Below are 18,035 nucleotides of genomic sequence, written 5' to 3' on the forward strand. Positions count from 1 at the left end.
ATAGGAGGAAACCATGAGCTCCTCTTTGTTTGATTTCCTGTCCACTGTCCCGCCTTTTGACGTGCTGCCCGAACATGAACTGCGAAAAGCGGCCCAGGAACTGACCAAGAGCCACCGCTACCGGGACATGGTTCTTTTTGTGCAAAACAAAACCGTGCTCAATTATGTGTATATCCTCCTGGAAGGCCGGTTGGAGAAATATATCCAGGACGGGGACAAAAAGACCCTGGACGGGGTGCTCGAGGAAAAAAGCATCTATGGCGCCCTGTCGATTTTGTTTAACAAAAGCATTTCCATTCGTACGGTTCAGACCCTGGAAGACAGCACCTTTTACTGCCTTCCCAAGGAGCTGTTTCTCGAATTTTGCTCCCATTACCCGAAATTCACCAGCTTTTTTACGGAGCAGTTCAGCGAAAAGATGCTGCAGGAGCCCTACGTGGATTTAATCGCCAAAACCCCGGAAACACGGGAATCCGGCGATCAAAGTTTTTTAAACCTGACCTTGCAGGATATTTTTTCCAGGGAATTTGCCGCGTGCCGCACCGATGCCACTATTCAGGAGGCAGCACGACTCATGACCCGGAAAAAAAGAAGCTCTGTTGTGGTCATGGACGGGGACGGCAACAGCATCGGTCTGATCACGGATCATGACATGCGCAAAAAAGTGGTGGCAGAAGCCTACCCCGTAAACAATCCAGTAAGCGAAATTGTCGGCGCCCCACTGATTACCATGCCTGCCCAGTCCCAGATATTTGAAGCCATCATGCAGATGATGAAATACGACATCAAGCATCTGGCTGTCACGGACAATGCGCAAAAACTGCTTGGAATTGCAACCGAGCAGGATCTGCTGCTGGCCCAGGGCCGCTCTCCGGTCTACCTCATGCGGGAAATCCAGCTTGCAGACAGTGTTCAGGAACTAAAAGCCCGGCACAAACAACTCCCGGGCCTGATCAAGTCCATGATCGACAGCGGTGCCATTGCCAGCCATTTAAACCGGATCATCACGGAGCTCTCTGACGCCATTCTTAAAAAAATAATCGGCTTTGCCCTCGACGAAATGGGGCAGCCCCCGGTTGAGTTTGCCTTCATGGTCATGGGCAGCGAGGGGCGCAGGGAACAGACCCTGAAAACCGACCAGGACAATGCCATTGTTTTCAGGGATGTGGCCGAAAACAAGCAAAAAGAAGTCCAGTCTTTTTTCCTGGCCCTGGGCCAAAAAGTCTGCAACTGGCTCAATGAGGCGGGCTACAGCCTGTGTGAGTATGAAATCATGGCCCAAAACCCCAAATGGTGCCAGCCCCTTGGCAAGTGGAAGCAGTATTTCCGGCAATGGATCCACGAAGCCGACCCCGAATCCTTGCTTCATTCCAGCATTTTCTTTGATTTCCGGCTCGGGTTCGGACAGGCCGATATTGTCGATGAACTGCGGGCGGATCTGTTTAAAGCCCTTTCGGGCTGGGCGGGATTTTATCGTCATTTTGCCGAAAATGCCCTGCATTTTAAGCCGCCGCTGGATTTTTTCGGCAACCTGATTCTCAAAACCAGGGACGGACGAAAAAACAGCCTGGACATCAAAACCCCCATGCGGCTGATTGTGGATTTCGCCCGCATCTATGCTTTGCAAAACCGGATAAAATCCACCAACACCATGGAACGGCTGGAAGAAGTCCAGCTAAAAGGTTTACTGGAAAAAAAGGATTATGAGGAACTGGCCCTGGCCTACGGATTTCTGATGCACATGCGCCTGGCCCACCAGGTGAATGTGCTGGTGGAAGAAAAACAAAAACCCGACAATCTCATAGAGCCCAACAAACTCACCCATATGGAACGGCAGTCCCTGAAAGAAGCCTTCAAACGTATAAAGATCGCCCAGGGCAAGATGCGAATGGACCTGACTCAGGACATCGGCATCACCTGATCCCTTTTGTTGGGGCCCACATACTTGACTTGCTCGGTAACCGTCCTGGCCTCCTGAAGCGTATTGATCCCCTTGTTTTTCAGCAGCGCAATCAACTGCAAAAAGATCTCTGCAGTGGTCAGGGCATCTCCCATGGAGGTGTGCCTGGGATATATTCGGGTGCCCAGCCGGCTGGCAATGGCTTCCAGGGAATGGTCCTTTTGGCCGGGATGCACATAAAGGGAAAGCAAAAGCACGTCAAGGACCGGATTGTCAAACTTGAGCCCGATATTCTGTTCCTTTAGCTGCAGAAAGGTCAGATCAAAATCCGCGCAATACGCCACGAGTACGCTTTCTTTGGCAAATCCCCAGAAATGCGAAAGCACCTGTTCAATTCCCGGCTGATTGGCCACCATTTCATCGGTGATGCCGTGCACACGTATGGATTCGAGACCAATGGAGCGATTCGGATTCACCAGGCGGTCAAAAGTCTCGCCGGGTACAATTCGAAAATTAAAAATTCTGACCGCGCTGATGGAAACGATCTCATCGCCGCCCAAGGGATCCAGGCCGGTGGTTTCAAGATCCAGCACCGTGTAGGTGAGCTCTGAGAGTTCGCGCATGTCCATGGGCGAGCTTTTCTGCTGCCGGTACAAAAGCTGAAAATCATAGGTACAAGGCCGGCCATTTTGCAGTATGCCCGGCCCCTGACTCTTGGCAGCAAAATCCGCACTGCCCGTGCTATGGAGAAAGAAAGACTCCTGACCATGGGGCTGGAGCAGACAATAGTCCTCGTGTGCATGCAAAAAAAGGGCATATCCCAGAATTGCATGCTCATGATCCTGGATACAGACCATCTGGGCCGGCACATCCGCCCCCTGATCCTGTCTGACCTGGAGGTAGGAAACGGGTTCCCGGACATCTTCGTCGAGCTGGGTGTGCAGATCATGCATGGCCAGGGCGATCTCGTCCTGGTTTAAAAACGCGGACAGGGATCGCCCCAGCCCCAGTGATATTTCGGAGCCGTTGGCCGGGCTTCGTTTGCAAAGCAGTTCATCTGCTTTTCGGTTATACAGAAGAATTTTGCCCCGCCGGTTGCAGACCACCACCCCCAGGGGCATGCGGGTAAAAAGCGAGGCCAGTGTCTCGCGGTCGGTTCGCAGTTCCGAGTCGGGCTGGTTTTGCTGGTGGACCTGTTCCTGCAGGTGCTGCAGCTTATCTGCGGCCTTGTTGATTTTTTGCACCATACTTTTGATCTCTTTGCCGCCCTCGGTGACGTTGATTCTGTGGCCGGCGTTGACAGTGCTGATGAGTTCGATTTCTTCGCTGATCCTTGACAAGGGCAGGATATAGCTCTGGAAGATTTCATTTAACAGGAACAAAATGCCCATTAAAATCACCAGGCTGATTAAAAACAACAGGCCGAAAAACTCCCCCTGGGAACCCCAGATGGTTTGCCTGGCGGTTTCCGGCAGCTGGGTCCATAACAAAAAAAACAAATATCCGAGCACGGCAAACTGGGTGGTAATGATAGCCAGACTTAGCACCCAAAACTTACTTTTCAGGTCCATTTGCCTCCTGCTCCCGTGCCCTGTGATACCTGTTGGGGACAATCTCACGCTGATCGTTCCAAAAACCCCTGCAGATCGGCCTTGACATGATATTGCCGGTCCGGGCGCACGCCCGGACCGGCATGGTAACATTTTAAGATAAATATGTTATCCCAGCAGGCCCATTCCGATCAGAATGACCCACAGGATGGAAAATCCCACGACAATGAGCATCCACATATCTTCTGGTTTCATAATCCCTCCTCCTTTAACGGTTACGGGTCAAAACACTGCCGGCCGCAAATCTTTAGGTGGTTTCCTCCACCACGATGTTGGGCTCATTTTCCGCGCGCTGAATTGTCTTTTCGGTAATGCTTGACATCTCAGCCTTGAAACAAAGGGCCCACATCATGATAATGCCCAAAATCCAAAATGTTATCTGCCAGGACCACAGGGGCGGAAATCCGGCAAAGGAAAAAGCGCTGTTGCCGATAATGCACAGGGGGCCGATGGCCAATATGTACCATGCGGGCACCACGAACTTCATGGCATTGCGCCATTTGCGGCCGCTGGCAGTGGGCGTTTCCACGTTATCCAGCCAGCCCCGGAACTCGCTTTGCCGCTCCACGGTCTCGGCACTGTCCTTGACTCCCAGGCCCCGGCAAATATAAGCCACTGCCAGACCGGATGCTGTGCCCCAGAATGCGCTGTGCATGGTCAGCGGGTTGGGCCAGACCTTATAGGTCAGAAAGACCACGACCAAGCCGGCCAGAATACCCAGGACCGTGCCGTAGGAAGGCCACCTGAAACCCCAGAGCGTTCCCAGCAGGGGCACGTACATGACAAAACCAAATGCCGTTGCCAGCGCCCCCAGGATCACCAGGGCAGCTGTGGAATTTAACCCCACGGTAAGGGCGATGATGGTGATAATGGTGACAAACAGCCGGTTAACCCAGATTTGCTCTGCATGCCCGCCTTTTTTCTTGCGGATCTTGAGCCACCAGATGTCTCTTAGCAGCATGGAGCCGGCAGTGCCGATATAAGGCGCGGCAGTGGAATGCATGGCCGCAATCAGCCCGATAAAGGTAACACCCAGCAGAAACGAGGGGATATAATTGGCCATGAGCTGCGGGACCACATCACTGTCTGCGGCCAGGCTCAGCTCCCCGGCCCGGTCCAGAATCACTGCACCAAGGCCCTGGAAGGCGGTGAAAAAAAACAGGGCAAAGCCCACGATAAAGGTGGACATAAACACCTGCTGCCAGGCAAAGGGCCTGGGGTTCTTGTTGGAAAACTGCCACATGATAAAAGCAGGTGAAGACTGAATGCCCATCAGGGCAAACATATAGGTCAGAATCATCACCGTGGTCCATGTGGTCTTGCCCACTGTAAATTCAATTACTGAAGGCACCTGCAGGTATTTGTCCGGCAGATTGGCCACCTGCTCGCTCATGGCGCTCCATCCGCCCAGATGGGACAAGGTAAACGCCCCCACCAGGACGATGGCCAGAACCAGGAGAACAAACTGAACCACCCCCACCCATGTACTGGCCCGCAGGCCGCCGGTAACCACGTAAAACCACACAATGCCGGCCATGATGACCGCGCCCCAGACCAGCGGGATTCCCGTGACCCATTTAAACAAGGCGGCTGCGGCCATAAGCTGGACTGCGGAGTAAAACACCCCGTAGAGCACTGCGGTAATGACCACGAGATAGCGCACGCCGTCATTGTTGTAATAATAGGCAAACATGTCGCCCGGGGTAACAAAGCCGTACCTTTTGCCGGCCAGCCAGACCCGTTTGGCAAAAAAAGTGCCGGTGATCGGGATGGTCAGCACGTAAAAGGATGCAAATGCATAGGCCAGTCCCGCTTTCCAGATCAGTCCGGGATGGCCCACTGTGGTCCACCCGCTAAACGAGGCAGCGGTGGCCGCCATCAGAAAGGCGATCATGGGGATCTGTCTGCCGCCGAGGGTATAGCCCGAAGAGGTCTTCTCCGTGAAATACCCCCGTAATCCCCAGTAGAAACAGTAAACCACATACAAACCCAGAAAAATCCAGACCCATGTTGTGTCAACTCCACCGTTTCCCATAATTTTTCCCCCCCTTTTGTTTGTTTGCTTGCCGGCCGGCACCCGGCCGGCAAGCCGGTCAAAAAAACACGGTTATCCCTGGACCATGTGGCGAATCTCCTCGACGACCTCCGGGTTGGCCAAAGTGGTGACATCGCCCACGTCATTGTAACTGGAAATCGAGGCCAGAATCCGGCGCATGATCTTACCGGAACGGGTTTTGGGCATATCCGGGACAATATAGACATGGCCGGGCTTGGCGATCTTACCCAGCACGTCTGCCACTGCTTCGGAGACCTTTTTGGCCAGCTCAGTGGTTGCTTCATAGCCGGGTTTGAGAGACACATACAAATCCGGCACAGTGCCCTTGATTTCATCGGGCACGGCCACGACCGCGGCTTCAGCCACTTCCACCGCAGACAGGGCCGCAGACTCGATCTCCTTGGTGCCCAGCCGGTGACCGGAAACATTGATCACATCGTCTATTCTGCCCAGGATGCGCACGTAGCCGTCTTCTGCCATCACAGCGGCATCCCCGGCCATGTAAGGCCAGTCTCTCCAGTCCGTGCTCTGGGGGTTTTTGCAGTATTTACCGTAATAACTCTTGATATAGCGTTCCTTGTCCTTCCATATGGTCTGAAACGCCCCGGGCCAGGGGTTTTTAACGCAGAGATTGCCGGCCTTGCCTGCCCCGGGCGGGATTTCGTTGCCGTCATCGTCATAGACGATCGGATGAATTCCCGGAAGGCCCGGGCCCGCGCTGCCCGGTTTCATGGGCTGGAGTGCGGGAAGGGTGCTGCACAGAAACCCGCCGGTTTCCGTCTGCCACCAGGTGTCGACCACCACGGCTTTGCCCCTGCCCACAACCTCGTAGTACCAGCGCCAGACCTCGGGCTCGATGGGCTCGCCCACGGTTGTCATATGCTTGAAATAATAGTTGTATTTTGCCGGCTCATCGCCGCCCACCTTGCGCAGGGCGCGAATGGCGGTGGGTGAAGTGTGGAAGATATTGACATCCAGTTCTTCTGCAATGCGCCAGCAGCGGCCGGGATCCGGGTAAGTGGGCACGCCTTCGTAGATCACGGTACTGGCCCCAAGGGCCAGGGGGCCGTAAACAATAAAGGAATGTCCGGTGATCCAGCCGATATCGGCCATGCACCAGTACACATCCTCGGGATGGATATCCTGGACATATTTCGACATCCAGGTCACATAGGACAGATATCCGCCGATGCTGTGCTGGCATCCCTTGGGCCGGCCGGTAGAACCGCTGGTATACATGAGAAACAAGATGCCTTCAGCCGGCATGGATGCGGGCGGAATCACGGCATTTTTATACTTTTGCATCAGCTCGTCTGCAAAAAAATCCCGGCCCTCGACCATATCCGTGGACGAGGAATACTTGCCCGGATAACGTCTCCAGACCAGTACCTTTTTGACCTTCTGGCCCTGCTTTTCCGCGGCTGCCACGGCCTCGTCTGAATTGGCCTTGTGATTTAACAGCTTGCCGCTTCTGTAATAGGCATCCATTGTGATCAGGACCTCGCTTTCCGAGTCCCAGATCCTGTCGCCGCAGGCCTTGCCGCTAAATCCCGCAAAGACCTGGCAGTGGATGACCCCCAACCGGGCACAGGCCAGCATGGTGATGGGCAGCTCCGGGGTCATGGGCAGATACAGGGTGACCCGGTCGCCGGCTTTCAGTCCGCAGAAATCCTGCAGCACAGCCGCGGTTTCGTTGACCCTGCGATAGAGCTCCTGATAGGTCATGTGAATGATGGGCTCTTCTTCAAGCTCCGGGACAAAATGGATGGCGGTCTTGTTTTTGTATTTGGCGAGATGGCGGTCCACACAGTTATAGGCGGCATTGAGCATGCCGCCCACAAACCATTTCCAGACCGGGGCCTCGCTGGTATCCAGGGTGGTGTGCCAGTATTGGTCCCAGTCCAGCAGATCGCCGAATTCCTTGAAGCACTCCGGGAAATTGTCCAGACTGAAGCGCTCAAAGATATCCGGGTCGGTGCAGTTGGCCTGGCCGATAAATTCCGGCCTGGGGTAATAAAACTCCTCTTCCTGCCAATGAACAGCGTAATGTGAGTTTAAACCTTGTTCACCCTCAGCCATATGACCCCCTTTCGTTGATGTTGAGTGTTTTGTGCAGTGAAAGGTGTTTTCTAAGCTGTAATGTGTTTTTTTCTAAGAAAAAGTTTTACACAATGCTTTGTTAATGACTGAAAAGTGTTTGAGCAAACAAGATCAGGAGTCGAGGTGCGGCGATAAAAACTTCTTCTTATACGCCTTGTACCTTAAAATTGCAGTCAGCGGTGGAGATTGTCAAGTTTTTTTTTCCGGGTGCCGGTTTTTTACCATTTTTTTTTATGCAGACAGCTTTTCCCATTTCAGGACGTGCACCACCACAATTTCCCAAAATATAACCTTGCACAGCACCCACCGCAAAAAATTTTTAAAGCCCGGGCCTTAGGGTGCCAATGTGTCAGCAAGACCACCAAACAGCTCATCAAGTATCTGCTCTGCCCTGCGCAGCTGCGCCCCGGATGCAAACACCGAATGCAGATGCCGGAATATCACATCATAGGCGGAACCGGACCGGCCGGTTTTGGTGTAATCAACCCGGGGTTTGGGATATAGCTGGTCATTGAAAAAATAATTGGCCATGGGCCGGTTTCCTTCGGCAAAAGGCCAGTTGATTTTCAGCTCAAACAACTTGTTCCACAACCTGAAAATTTCCGGATCTTTGAGGGATTCCGGCCCCGGCCAGGCCGCCTGGCTGCGGGTGGTAATTTGCGCATAAAAGGCTTGCAGCAGTTCGGCCTCCTGGACATTAAGGCCGAAAACATACCAGTCCCGGATCACCCCTTGCAGCATTTTTTTCAAATCATCCGGGACATTGTTGTGGGTGGGACAGAAATACATCCGGCAGGTCATGGATCCGTAGTCGCTCAGTCCACGTAAATCCACGCCGGCATTGTGCCTTGCTTCAGGATGGAGCATGCACCCCACCCGGTTTTTATCCCGGCCGATCAATCCCAGAAATGGACAATGATGAAATTCCGGCATGGGGAGACCGTTGGCGGCCACCCGCTGCGACTCCTTGGTGCCGAAAGCAAGGATGGCATCCATTTGCCGGGGCACCCGGGCAAAGGCGTGCGTGCGTTTCTCAAGCATGCGGCAAAGGCCCTGCCTGGTGGCATCAGCCACATTGTAGAGCCCGCAGCAGGCCCCGCACGAAACCGTATCCCCAACCTGGCAGAGATAGATTCCCTCCGGGCCGTCGGCGAACCCGGACGTTTTTCGGGATGGCATTTGTCTTTCTCCTCCTGCAAAACCCTTTGCATGCAAGACAATCCCGGCGCTTATGCGTACCGGAAAAAATCGTGGAAAAACCGGGTACCGATCTGCTAACAATCAATACAAAATCAAAACCACGGGCCCGCGCCGTCGGCAGGCCCCGAATCAGGCTTGTGTGCGCCCCATGGACAACACCCGGCTCATCAGCATTGAAAATACGGATATCACGTATCATCAGCAACGGATTTTTTCAAATCTGAACCTTGAAATCCGAAAAAACCAGCACCTGGCTGTGGCGGGAGAGAGCGGATCGGGTAAAAGCGCCCTGCTCCGGGCGCTTGACGGACAATTACCCGTGTTAAAAGGCAAAATCCGGCACAGCGAATATGACCGCATCCAAAAAGCCCCTCACGAAGCCCCGGCTGCGGCCAACCGGCGCCGCTCCGTATACGTGGACATCCGCCATGATTTTCAACCCCCTGCCGGCGCCGGCCGTTTTTATTATCAGCAGCGTTTTAATGCCGGCTATGCCGACCATGCGCCAACTGTGGCGCAATACCTGGCCGAAAAAGCGCAAAAAGCAAGCCCGGACACTCCCTGGACATTGGAACGCATATATGCCTGCCTCCAACTCGAACCCATCGGCCGGCGCCACGTGATCAAACTTTCCAGCGGTGAAAACAAGCGACTGCGCATCGCCGCAGCCCTTTTGCAGCATCCGGTTTTGCTGCTGCTGGACTGCCCCCTGGCCGGTCTGGATGAAAAAACGCGTCAAATTTTTGAGGATCTTTTTTTCCAAATTGCAGATTCCGGTATCTGCCTTGTCATGGCCACCAACCCGGACCAGATCCCTGGTGTGATCACGCACGTAGCCGTGCCGACACCGGAGCAAAACCTGCAGGTGTATGAAAAAAAGGCATTCTGTGCATCCTTCGGGCAAAACCGGTTTCCGGGCCAGACAGACACCCGGCAGCTCAGGACACTGATGAACAACAGCGCCAGACAGCGTTTTAACCTTGTGGTCGGCATGAAAAATGTCCGGGTGGCCTATGGCAGTACTGTGATTTTTGAAAACATCAACTGGCAGATCCACCAGGGAGCGCACTGGGCCTTGTCCGGTCCAAACGGATCCGGCAAATCCACATTGCTCAGCCTTATCAACGGAGATCACCCACAGGCCTATGCCAATGACATTGTCCTGTTTGACCGCAAACGCGGCTCAGGGGAAAGCATCTGGGATATCAAGAAAAAAACCGGTTTCATGTCCCCGGAGCTGTTCCAGTATTTTCCCCTCCGATACACCTGTGCTGACGTGGTGGAGTCGGGTTTTTACGACACCCTGGGCGTGCTGCGGCAAACCAGCCCCCAAAACCGTCAAAAAGCAGAGCAGTGGATGAACATCCTGGGCTTGTCTATATTTGCAGACAGGTATTTTTCGCAATTGTCAGCCGGTAAACAGCGGCTGTGCCTGCTGGCCCGGGCCCTGGTGAAAAATCCCTATCTTTTGCTCCTCGACGAACCCTGCCAGGGCCTGGCGCGCAGTCAGCAAAGAGCGTTTCAGGAGCTCACAGACACCATTGCCGCCATCAGCGATATCACCATTGTCTATGTGACCCACCATGCAGAACAGCTGCCGTCCTGTATCCAGAACACCCTGCACCTGCCCGGCAGGATTTCTTAAACAATCTTTTTTGCATGAAAAGAATTTTTAAAAATTATTCTGGAAAATCATTACAATTGGATGTAGAATGGAGTTTTGAAATATGAACGGGTAATCACACAATACAATACCGGGTAAAAACCCGCCGGTTTTTTGAAAGGAGCATGAATCGTGGCGTTAAGAACCCTTGAACAACTCAAGACAGAGGAAAGAGAAGCCCGCCGCCGGCTGATTGCCGATACAGCCCGGGATCTTTTTTCCAGAAAGGTTTTCCGGGATGTCACGGTCCGGGAAATCGCAAAAACCGCCGGTGTGAGTGTGGGTACCATTTACAATCATTATACCAGCCTTGGCGAAGTCTTTCTGGACGTATTTCTGGAAAGCGCCAAGGAAATCACCGACCTGATGGATTCTGCCCTGGAAAACAAGGACGGAGATGTTTTTCGAAGATTCTGCAGGACTTATGTCAATTACCTCAACGAAAACATGACCTTTTTCCAGATGATGAGCAACTTTATCCTCGGCGGTGAACTCTCCGAGGACGGAGTCCATAATCTCAACAACAGCATGCGATCCATGGTGGACCGCATCGAACAGGCGGTGATTTTGGCCAGTATTCAAAAGGATACAAGAATTGCCGCCCATGCGTTATTTTCGGCGCTAAACGGCCTGATGATCAGCTACGGCCGGTATCCCGGAAGAACCCCGGAGGAAATCCGGCAACACACCCTGCGGCTCACCGACGTGCTGGCGGCCACATTTGAAGCCTCTACCCGCGAATAAGTTCCAGGACCCGGGGCAAAACAGCGGCATTTGCGGATATGGCCTCGTTTGCGCAAATGATTTCATTGCCGGACCAATCGCCGAAATAACCGCCGGCTTCCTTTAAAATCGGCGGAAACGGGGCACAGTCCCAGATATTGACCACAGCATCGAGCATCACTTCGGCCCGGCCCGTGGCCACCAGGCAGTGGCCGTAGGCATCGCCCCAGCCCGCACACACGTATGCCGCCTGCGAAATTCTCTGCCAGGCTTCGGCGCGCCCGTATTGGGCAAAGCTGCCCGGATCCGTGAATGTGGCCACTGCATCGGCCATTCGTCCAACCGAAGACACCCTGGCCGGCCGGCCGTTGAAACGGCAGCCAAGTCCGGTGGCAGCGGCCACCATCTCGTCCAGTGCCGGGAAATAGGCCACGCCGGCTTCCACCCGACCTTCTATTTCCAGGCCCAGCAGGACTCCGTAGAGGGGCACGCCCCGGGTAAAGGCCTTTGTGCCGTCAATGGGATCAATATACCAGCGATGGCTTGCCCCCTTATGGGCTGATTCCCCGAATTCCTCGCCCAAAATGGCATGATCCGGGAATTTTTTTTCAATGCGGCCACGGATGAGTTCCTCTGCCTTTTGATCGGCCACGGTCACAGGCGTCTGATCCGCCTTGAAGTCGGGTCGGATGCCGGCCTGAAAATATCCAAGGGTCAGCCGGCCGGCCAGGTAGGCGGTTTCCACGGCAAAATCCAGATAAGATGCCAGGTGGTTGCTCAACTGCTTTTCTCCATTGCCATGCCGGGCTTAATTGCGCATGCTGGTTACAGACGCGGGCAGCCGCCCGCCCCGCTTTAAAAAATCCCTTGAGGAAAACCCGTTGACATGCATCACCGGTGCGGTGCCCAGAAGGCCGCCGAATTGGACCAGATCCCCGGCCTTTTTGCCCGGCACCGGAATGACCCGCACGGCTGTTGTCTTGTTGTTGATCACCCCGATGGCCAGTTCATCGCCAATAATGGCGCAAAGGGTTTCTTCGGGCGTATCTCCCGGTACGGCAAACATATCCAGGCCCACCGAGCAGACCGCAGTCAGGGCTTCGAGCTTATCCAGACCAAGGGCGCCGGCACAGACCGCATCAATCATGCCCGAGTCCTCACTGATGGGAATAAATGTGCCGCTTAACCCCCCCACATTTCCGCTGGCCATGGCCCCGCCCTTTTTCACCGCATTCATCAAAAGCGCCAGGGCCAGAGTAGAGCCGTGGGTCCCGATTTTTTCAATGCCGAATGCCTCGATCACCCCGGCCACGGAATCGCCCCGGGCCGTGGTGGAAGCCAGGGAAATATCCACGATCCCAAATCCGATATCCAGTGACCGGGCCAGTTCCCGGCCGATTAACTCCCCGGCCCGGGTGATTTTAAACACCGTGCGCTTGATCACCTCTGAGAGCCGGGTCAGGTCACAGTCCCGGTTTTGCTCAACTACGCTGCGAACCACCCCGGGGCCGCTGATGCCGATGTTTAATGCCGCATCCGCCTCGCCCACCCCGTGAAAGGCTCCGGCCATAAACGGGTTGTCCTCCGGGGCATTGACAAATACCACGAACTTGGCACATCCAACGGCGTTTTCGCTTTTGGCTGCGGTTTGTTTCAGCATCGGGCCGATCCGGTTGACCGCATCCAGGTTCATGCCGGAGACAAAAGAGCCAACGTTTAAAAAGGAGCAAACCCTTTCGGTCTGAGACAAGACATCCGGGAGCACATCAATGAGCATGCTGTCAGCACGGGTCAGTCCCTTTTGTACCAGGGCGCCGAATCCGCCGATAAAATCCACCCCTGCGTCCCGGGCGGCCGCATCCAGGGTCTGGGCCATTTCAAGAAACTTTTCCGGCTCGCAATGGGTTTCCATGATCAGGCTTACCGGGGTGACGGCAATGCGCTTATTGACAACCGGAATGCCGTACTTTCTCTCAAGCCTTGCAGATTCAGCAATCAGGCGTTCGGCATGGGAGCAGACTTTGTCATAGACGTTTTTGCGGAAAACCCCGAAGTCGGAATCAATGCAGTCCTTGAGATTCAGCCCCAGGGTGGTGGTCCGGATGTCTAAATGCTGGCGCAGGATCATGCTGGCGGTTTCGTAAATCTCTTCGACTTCAAATGGCATTTTTTTCAGATCCTGTGCATCATCCGGAAAATGTTTTCATGCTGTACCTGTACGGACATGGCCAGCTCCTGGCCAATTTTTTCAAGGCCCAGGCTCAGTTCCTCCATGTTGACAGTTGCATCGCAGACATCAACAAACATGGACATGACAAAGCAGCCGTCGGGCATGATCCGCTGGTTGATATCGATGATATTGATGTTTTGATGATAAAGATAGGTGGCCACCGTGGCCACAATTCCTTTTTTGTCCTCGCCAATAACGGTGATAAACACCATTTCTTTTTTCTTTTCCATGGGCCGCGTTTTCCACTTGCGTTCAAATGTCTTGTTTGCCCCCAGGGGCATCGATCATTATTCTTCTGCCATGGAAAAGCGCCAGGCGCAATACCATTCTTCGGGATGTTCGTCAGGCGGGCATCCGATGCACTCGGTGCGGATGCGCGGATCAACGGCTGCGGCAAAATAGCTGTATTCCACCAACCCGGCGGATTTACAGGGATAGTCGGCCAGGTTTTTGCGTTTTCTGGCCACCTGGACCCGGCATTCATTCATCTGGAACACAAAACTGTTGGGTCCCTCGTCAATAATGGACTGGGTGTTGATATTGGCATACATGCGAAATCCCAGGGCCTTTTTGAGCCCCTCCAGCCCGGGTTTTTTGGAAAGCCCCAAAAAACGGCGGATCAGGCCGGCTTCCACCGGAGAAAAATGGGTCCAGCAGGAGTCATTGCAACGCTTGGCCTCGTTCATGCCGTGAGTCTGTTCCACGGTCTGAAACCAGACCCCGTCATTGACCAGCCAGTTGGCGCACAGCGCACCAATGAGCTCGCCCTTTTTTTCTGCTGAAAGATCCAGCAAGGGGGCGGGCAGGCCTTCTCTGATCTCAAAACCCAGAACCTTGGAAAGGCGTTTGAGCTGGATCTGAAAACTTGTTTCAAAGGCCTGATCCAGCATTTCCATGGCCTGTTCAAAGCCCATCTGGTGCTTGACCTCGGAGAACCATAGCACGTGGTGCATGACCATCCGGTGCATCATGGTGACCATATACCGGCCCAGGTCGGATTCAGACATTTCTTCAATGGAGGAAAACGCCGCTGTTTGATTGTTTTGTGTCATGGTGGTTTTCTACTCCTCGTGCACTTGCTTGATGTTGGCATAAAAATCGAGCACATCCGGGTTTAAAAGCGCGTCCCGGTTGCTCACGGGTTTGTTTTCAATGATGTTTTTAACCGCCAGCTCCACTTTTTTCATATTCAGTGTATAGGGAATATCGGGTACTTCCAGAATTTTGGCCGGCACGTGGCGGGGTGAAGCATTCTGCCGCAGATTTTTTTTAATCCGGTCTTTCAGATCCTCATCCACTGCACACCCCTGCACCGGTTTGACAAACAGCACCACCCGCACGTCCCCCTTCCAGTTCTGGCCCACCACCAGGCTGTCTTCAACCTCGGCAAAATCATTGACCCGGCGGTAGATCTCAGCCGTGCCGATACGCACGCCGCCGGGGTTTAATGTGGCATCCGACCGGCCGTAAATCCTTACTCCGCCGCGCTCGTTGATCTCAATATAGTCCCCGTGCCGCCACACCCCGGGATAGACATCAAAATAGGCCGACAAATATTTCTTGTTGTCCGGGTCGTTCCAGAAATACAGGGGCATGGACGGAAAAGGTGCGGTGCACACCAGTTCCGCCTGCCGGCCGATAACCGGCTGACCCTGTTCATCCCAGGCTTCCACTTTCATGCCAAGGCCCCGGCACTGCAATTCACCTGCGTAGACCGGACCCATGGGATTGCCCAGGGCAAAACAGCCGTTTAAATCCGTGCCCCCGGAAATGGAGGCCAGCTGCAAATCACTTTTGATGGCGTCATAAACAAACTCAAAACCTTCCTCAGACAAAGGCGAGCCTGTGGACAAAACCGCCCGCAGACCGCTCAGATCAAAGCGGTCACCCGGCCGCAATCCGGAATTTTCCAGTGCTCCCAGGTATCCTGCGCTGGTGCCGAAAACGCTGATTTTCTGATCTTCCGCCATTTTCCACAAGGCTTCCGGCCCCGGGTAAAACGGATTGCCGTCATAGAGCACAATGGTGGCGCCCGTGGCCAGGGCGCTGACAAGCCAGTTCCACATCATCCACCCGCAGGTGGTGAAATAAAAAACCGTGTCTTCGCGTCCCACATCCGTGTGCAGCACCATTTCCTTTAACTGGTTGACCAGTATTCCCGCGGCCCCCTGGACCATGCACTTGGGAAGACCTGTGGTGCCGGATGAATACATGATATAAAGAGGGTGGTCGGCCGGCAATTGAGCAAATTCCATTTCCGGTGCCGGCCCGCCGGCCCGGAAATCCGGATACATCACGGCGTTTTTGATACCCGAAATGTCAGGGTTTTCCATGGTATAGGGCACAACCACAAATCGTTTGACCGACGGGATTTGCCCGGCAATTTCATCCAGGCGGGAAATGGTGTCGATTCGTTTGCCCTTGAAAAAATAGCCGTCAGCGGAAAACAGCACAGTTGGCTCAATCTGGCCGAACCGGTCGAGCACTCCCTTGATGCCGAAATCCGGTGAGCACGAGGACCATGTGGCCCCCAGGCTCACGGCCGCCAGCATGGCAATAACGGTTTCAGCCATGTTGGGCATGTAGCCGGCTACGCGGTGGCCCGGACCCACACCCAATTCCTTCATGGATGCGGCCAGGCGCGCGGCTTCCTCATAGACCCGGGCATAGCTCCAGTACTCCGGGGCCCGGTCTTCACCCTGGAAAACCAGAGCGGTTTTGTCATCCCGGTATCGCAGCAGATTTTGCGCAAAATTGAGCCGTGCGCCGGCAAACCATTTGGCGCCGGGCATTTTGGTCAGGTCATCGATGACCTGATCATAGGGCACAGATGCCCGGATTTCCATAAAATCCCAGACTGCCGCCCAGAAATCGGCAATCTCGGTGACAGACCACTGGTAGAGATGGTCATAACAGGAAAAATCCTTGTTGTACCGCTCATTGACATAAGTCATGAAGCGGTACATGCGCGTCTGCCGGATTCGTTGTTCAGATGGCTGCCAAAGCAGTTTTGACATCTTCGGCCCCCCTTTTGATAACAGTATTTTTGATTTCCGGCCCCTTCCGTTGTCCAGCCGGTGGGATTTTACACGGGCCTGAGCTTTTCCGGCAGCACGGCCTGCTCTCCCCATTCTGCGGGCAGCAGCTGGTCCGGATTTTCCCCCTGCTTTTGCTTGAGCTGTTTTAAGCCCGGCCGGGCAAACTTCATGTGGCCCTCCTTTAATGTCCGGCCGTTGATTACCGCCTCACTGCGGAGCCTGTTACCCGCTGTCCGCTCCATCTGGCGGCCCAGCCAGAGCACCCGGTCCACGTCGTATCCGTGGGCAATGCCCATCTCATCGATCTGCACCAGCATGTCCTCCAGACAGTTTAATCCCACATAGCGCGGATCATCATAATAATACTCCCCGGTTCCCGGCACCGGGCAGTCATCCAGAAAATTGGCCGGCTGGCCACCCATGCCGCCAAGGGTGGCTTCAAACTGGGTGATGCCCGCCTGCAGGGTTGCCAGAATGGAGGCTGCGGCAACACGCTTGGTTTCATGGAAATGTGCGAGGTGCAGATCCGTGTTGGGTATTTCGTCAAGGATCATGGAAAAATAGCGGTATACATCAGGGGCTGAAGCACTTCCGTCATGATCTGCATGCTCGATGTCTGCTGCCCCGATTTCCAGCCACCGCTTGGTAAATTCCACTGCATCCTTTAATTCAGTGGCTCCGGCAATGGGGCTGCCCCAGATGGTGCTCACAGTGCCGCACATCTTGATTCCCGCATCCGTGCATTTTTTGATGCACCGCTCGGCCTCCTTCCAGTACATGGGAAGCGTGACCCCGGAGTTGGCAAAATGATGCTCCTCTTCTGTGGAAACCATCATCAGCACCCGGTCCGGGCCGATACCTTTCTGCTTTAGCGCAATGGCCCGATCCACTGCTGGTTCCCGGATGGTCACGGCCGTGATGCAGACATCATCCGGGTTAACGCCCCTCTTGGCACAGCGCTTTTTAAACCGCTCTCCCCGAAGATAGCCCAGCACCTCTTCTGCGTCCGAAAACTGGGGCAGCAGGTAGGGGTTTCCCAGGTTGGTGACCTCGATGTTGCGGCACCCGGCAAAAATCATTTCCTCCGCGTAAAAAATCTTGGCCCGGGTGGAGATAAACTTTTCCAGATGCTGGAACCCGTCGCGAACCGTGATATCACCAATGGTGACTTTTTCGGGCATGCGCGGAAAAATTTTCCAGAGATCATATTCGGTCATAAATCCCCCCTGTGATGGTTCAAGGTTGATAAGCCTGTAAAAAGTCTTTTTTACAGGCAATTTTAAGTGTTAAGTGTTAAGTTTTAACTATTAAGTAAAATCAAGAAGTTATTTTTTATTGATTGGCGATTCTATTCGTTTTAGGATCTTTTACGAGTCCATCAATGTTTGACAATCTCGTAAAAAGCAAATTGTTGGATGGTGCCGGAAACAGTTCAAGATCAAGGCTTGCGCGATTGCCAAAGAATGCAGCGTACTTAGCTGTACGTGAAATTCTGAGGAATCGCGTATAACGCAG

General features: G+C 54.0%; 13 protein-coding genes. 3 read left to right on the top strand and 10 right to left on the bottom strand.

Going from position 1 to position 18,035, the window contains the following annotated elements; genetic code table 11:
- Window positions 1-13: 13 nt before the first annotated feature.
- Complete coding sequence (locus HNR65_RS05590) at window positions 14-1,921, top strand: DUF294 nucleotidyltransferase-like domain-containing protein (RefSeq protein WP_181550471.1); 1,908 nt, start codon at window positions 14-16, stop codon at window positions 1,919-1,921.
- Here the strand turns inward: HNR65_RS05590 and HNR65_RS05595 are convergent.
- The 4 genes from HNR65_RS05595 to HNR65_RS05610 form a co-directional block, all read right to left on the bottom strand.
- Window positions 1,900-3,471: a 3'-5' exonuclease gene (locus tag HNR65_RS05595; protein WP_181550472.1), complete on the bottom strand. Its 1,572-nt coding sequence runs from the start codon at window positions 3,469-3,471 to the stop codon at window positions 1,900-1,902. The two genes, HNR65_RS05590 and HNR65_RS05595, sit on opposite strands and share 22 nt — an antisense overlap.
- Window positions 3,472-3,757: 286 nt before the next feature.
- Window positions 3,758-5,545 (bottom strand): sodium:solute symporter family protein, encoded by a 1,788-nt coding sequence (locus HNR65_RS05600; RefSeq protein ID WP_181550473.1) that lies wholly within the window; start codon window positions 5,543-5,545, stop codon window positions 3,758-3,760.
- Window positions 5,546-5,617: 72 nt separating this feature from the next.
- Window positions 5,618-7,645 (bottom strand): acetate--CoA ligase, encoded by a 2,028-nt coding sequence (gene acs, locus HNR65_RS05605; protein ID WP_181550474.1) that lies wholly within the window; start codon window positions 7,643-7,645, stop codon window positions 5,618-5,620.
- Window positions 7,646-7,999: 354 nt separating this feature from the next.
- Window positions 8,000-8,845: a hypothetical protein gene (locus tag HNR65_RS05610; protein ID WP_181550475.1), complete on the bottom strand. Its 846-nt coding sequence runs from the start codon at window positions 8,843-8,845 to the stop codon at window positions 8,000-8,002.
- A gap of 169 nt (window positions 8,846-9,014) precedes the next feature.
- Here HNR65_RS05610 and HNR65_RS05615 point away from each other — a divergent pair, with 169 nt between their 5' ends.
- Window positions 9,015-10,511, top strand: a complete 1,497-nt coding sequence (locus tag HNR65_RS05615) for an ATP-binding cassette domain-containing protein (RefSeq protein WP_181550476.1) — start codon at window positions 9,015-9,017, stop codon at window positions 10,509-10,511.
- Between the two features lie 150 nt (window positions 10,512-10,661).
- Window positions 10,662-11,273, top strand: coding sequence for a TetR/AcrR family transcriptional regulator (locus HNR65_RS05620; RefSeq protein WP_181550477.1), 612 nt, complete (start codon window positions 10,662-10,664; stop codon window positions 11,271-11,273).
- Here the strand turns inward: HNR65_RS05620 and HNR65_RS05625 are convergent.
- The 6 genes from HNR65_RS05625 to HNR65_RS05650 all read right to left on the bottom strand — a co-directional run bounded on the left by HNR65_RS05625 (window position 11,260) and on the right by HNR65_RS05650 (window position 17,737).
- Window positions 11,260-12,033, bottom strand: coding sequence for an inositol monophosphatase family protein (locus HNR65_RS05625; protein WP_181550478.1), 774 nt, complete (start codon window positions 12,031-12,033; stop codon window positions 11,260-11,262). The two genes, HNR65_RS05620 and HNR65_RS05625, sit on opposite strands and share 14 nt — an antisense overlap.
- A 27-nt stretch (window positions 12,034-12,060) precedes the next feature.
- A complete protein-coding gene (locus HNR65_RS05630; RefSeq protein WP_181550479.1) occupies window positions 12,061-13,419 on the bottom strand; it encodes a PFL family protein in 1,359 nt (452 codons plus the stop codon).
- 5 nt (window positions 13,420-13,424) lie between these two features.
- On the bottom strand, window positions 13,425-13,712 hold the full coding sequence (locus tag HNR65_RS05635) for an ACT domain-containing protein (protein ID WP_181550480.1): 288 nt from the start codon (window positions 13,710-13,712) through the stop codon (window positions 13,425-13,427).
- Between the two features lie 57 nt (window positions 13,713-13,769).
- Window positions 13,770-14,534, bottom strand: a complete 765-nt coding sequence (locus HNR65_RS05640) for a DUF6125 family protein (RefSeq protein ID WP_220128295.1) — start codon at window positions 14,532-14,534, stop codon at window positions 13,770-13,772.
- 9 nt (window positions 14,535-14,543) lie between these two features.
- A complete protein-coding gene (locus HNR65_RS05645; protein WP_181550481.1) occupies window positions 14,544-16,499 on the bottom strand; it encodes an acetoacetate--CoA ligase in 1,956 nt (651 codons plus the stop codon).
- Between the two features lie 68 nt (window positions 16,500-16,567).
- Window positions 16,568-17,737: a hydroxymethylglutaryl-CoA lyase-like TIM-barrel protein gene (locus HNR65_RS05650; protein ID WP_181550482.1), complete on the bottom strand. Its 1,170-nt coding sequence runs from the start codon at window positions 17,735-17,737 to the stop codon at window positions 16,568-16,570.
- Window positions 17,738-18,035: the final 298 nt, after the last annotated feature.

This window comes from Desulfosalsimonas propionicica (genome assembly GCF_013761005.1).
GTDB lineage: Bacteria > Desulfobacterota > Desulfobacteria > Desulfobacterales > Desulfosalsimonadaceae > Desulfosalsimonas > Desulfosalsimonas propionicica.

What these genes read in the sequence shown, in the direction of transcription:
- HNR65_RS05590 (WP_181550471.1), top strand. Translation starts at nt 14, where the DNA reads ATGAGCTCCTCTTTGTTTGATTTCCTGTCCACTGTCCCGCCTTTTGAC.
- HNR65_RS05595 (WP_181550472.1), bottom strand. Translation starts at nt 3,471, where the DNA reads ATGGACCTGAAAAGTAAGTTTTGGGTGCTAAGTCTGGCTATCATTACC.
- HNR65_RS05600 (WP_181550473.1), bottom strand. Translation starts at nt 5,545, where the DNA reads ATGGGAAACGGTGGAGTTGACACAACATGGGTCTGGATTTTTCTGGGT.
- acs (WP_181550474.1), bottom strand. Translation starts at nt 7,645, where the DNA reads ATGGCTGAGGGTGAACAAGGTTTAAACTCACATTACGCTGTTCATTGG.
- HNR65_RS05610 (WP_181550475.1), bottom strand. Translation starts at nt 8,845, where the DNA reads ATGCCATCCCGAAAAACGTCCGGGTTCGCCGACGGCCCGGAGGGAATC.
- HNR65_RS05615 (WP_181550476.1), top strand. Translation starts at nt 9,015, where the DNA reads ATGGACAACACCCGGCTCATCAGCATTGAAAATACGGATATCACGTAT.
- HNR65_RS05630 (WP_181550479.1), bottom strand. Translation starts at nt 13,419, where the DNA reads ATGCCATTTGAAGTCGAAGAGATTTACGAAACCGCCAGCATGATCCTG.
- HNR65_RS05635 (WP_181550480.1), bottom strand. Translation starts at nt 13,712, where the DNA reads ATGGAAAAGAAAAAAGAAATGGTGTTTATCACCGTTATTGGCGAGGAC.
- HNR65_RS05640 (WP_220128295.1), bottom strand. Translation starts at nt 14,534, where the DNA reads ATGACACAAAACAATCAAACAGCGGCGTTTTCCTCCATTGAAGAAATG.
- HNR65_RS05645 (WP_181550481.1), bottom strand. Translation starts at nt 16,499, where the DNA reads ATGTCAAAACTGCTTTGGCAGCCATCTGAACAACGAATCCGGCAGACG.
- HNR65_RS05650 (WP_181550482.1), bottom strand. Translation starts at nt 17,737, where the DNA reads ATGACCGAATATGATCTCTGGAAAATTTTTCCGCGCATGCCCGAAAAA.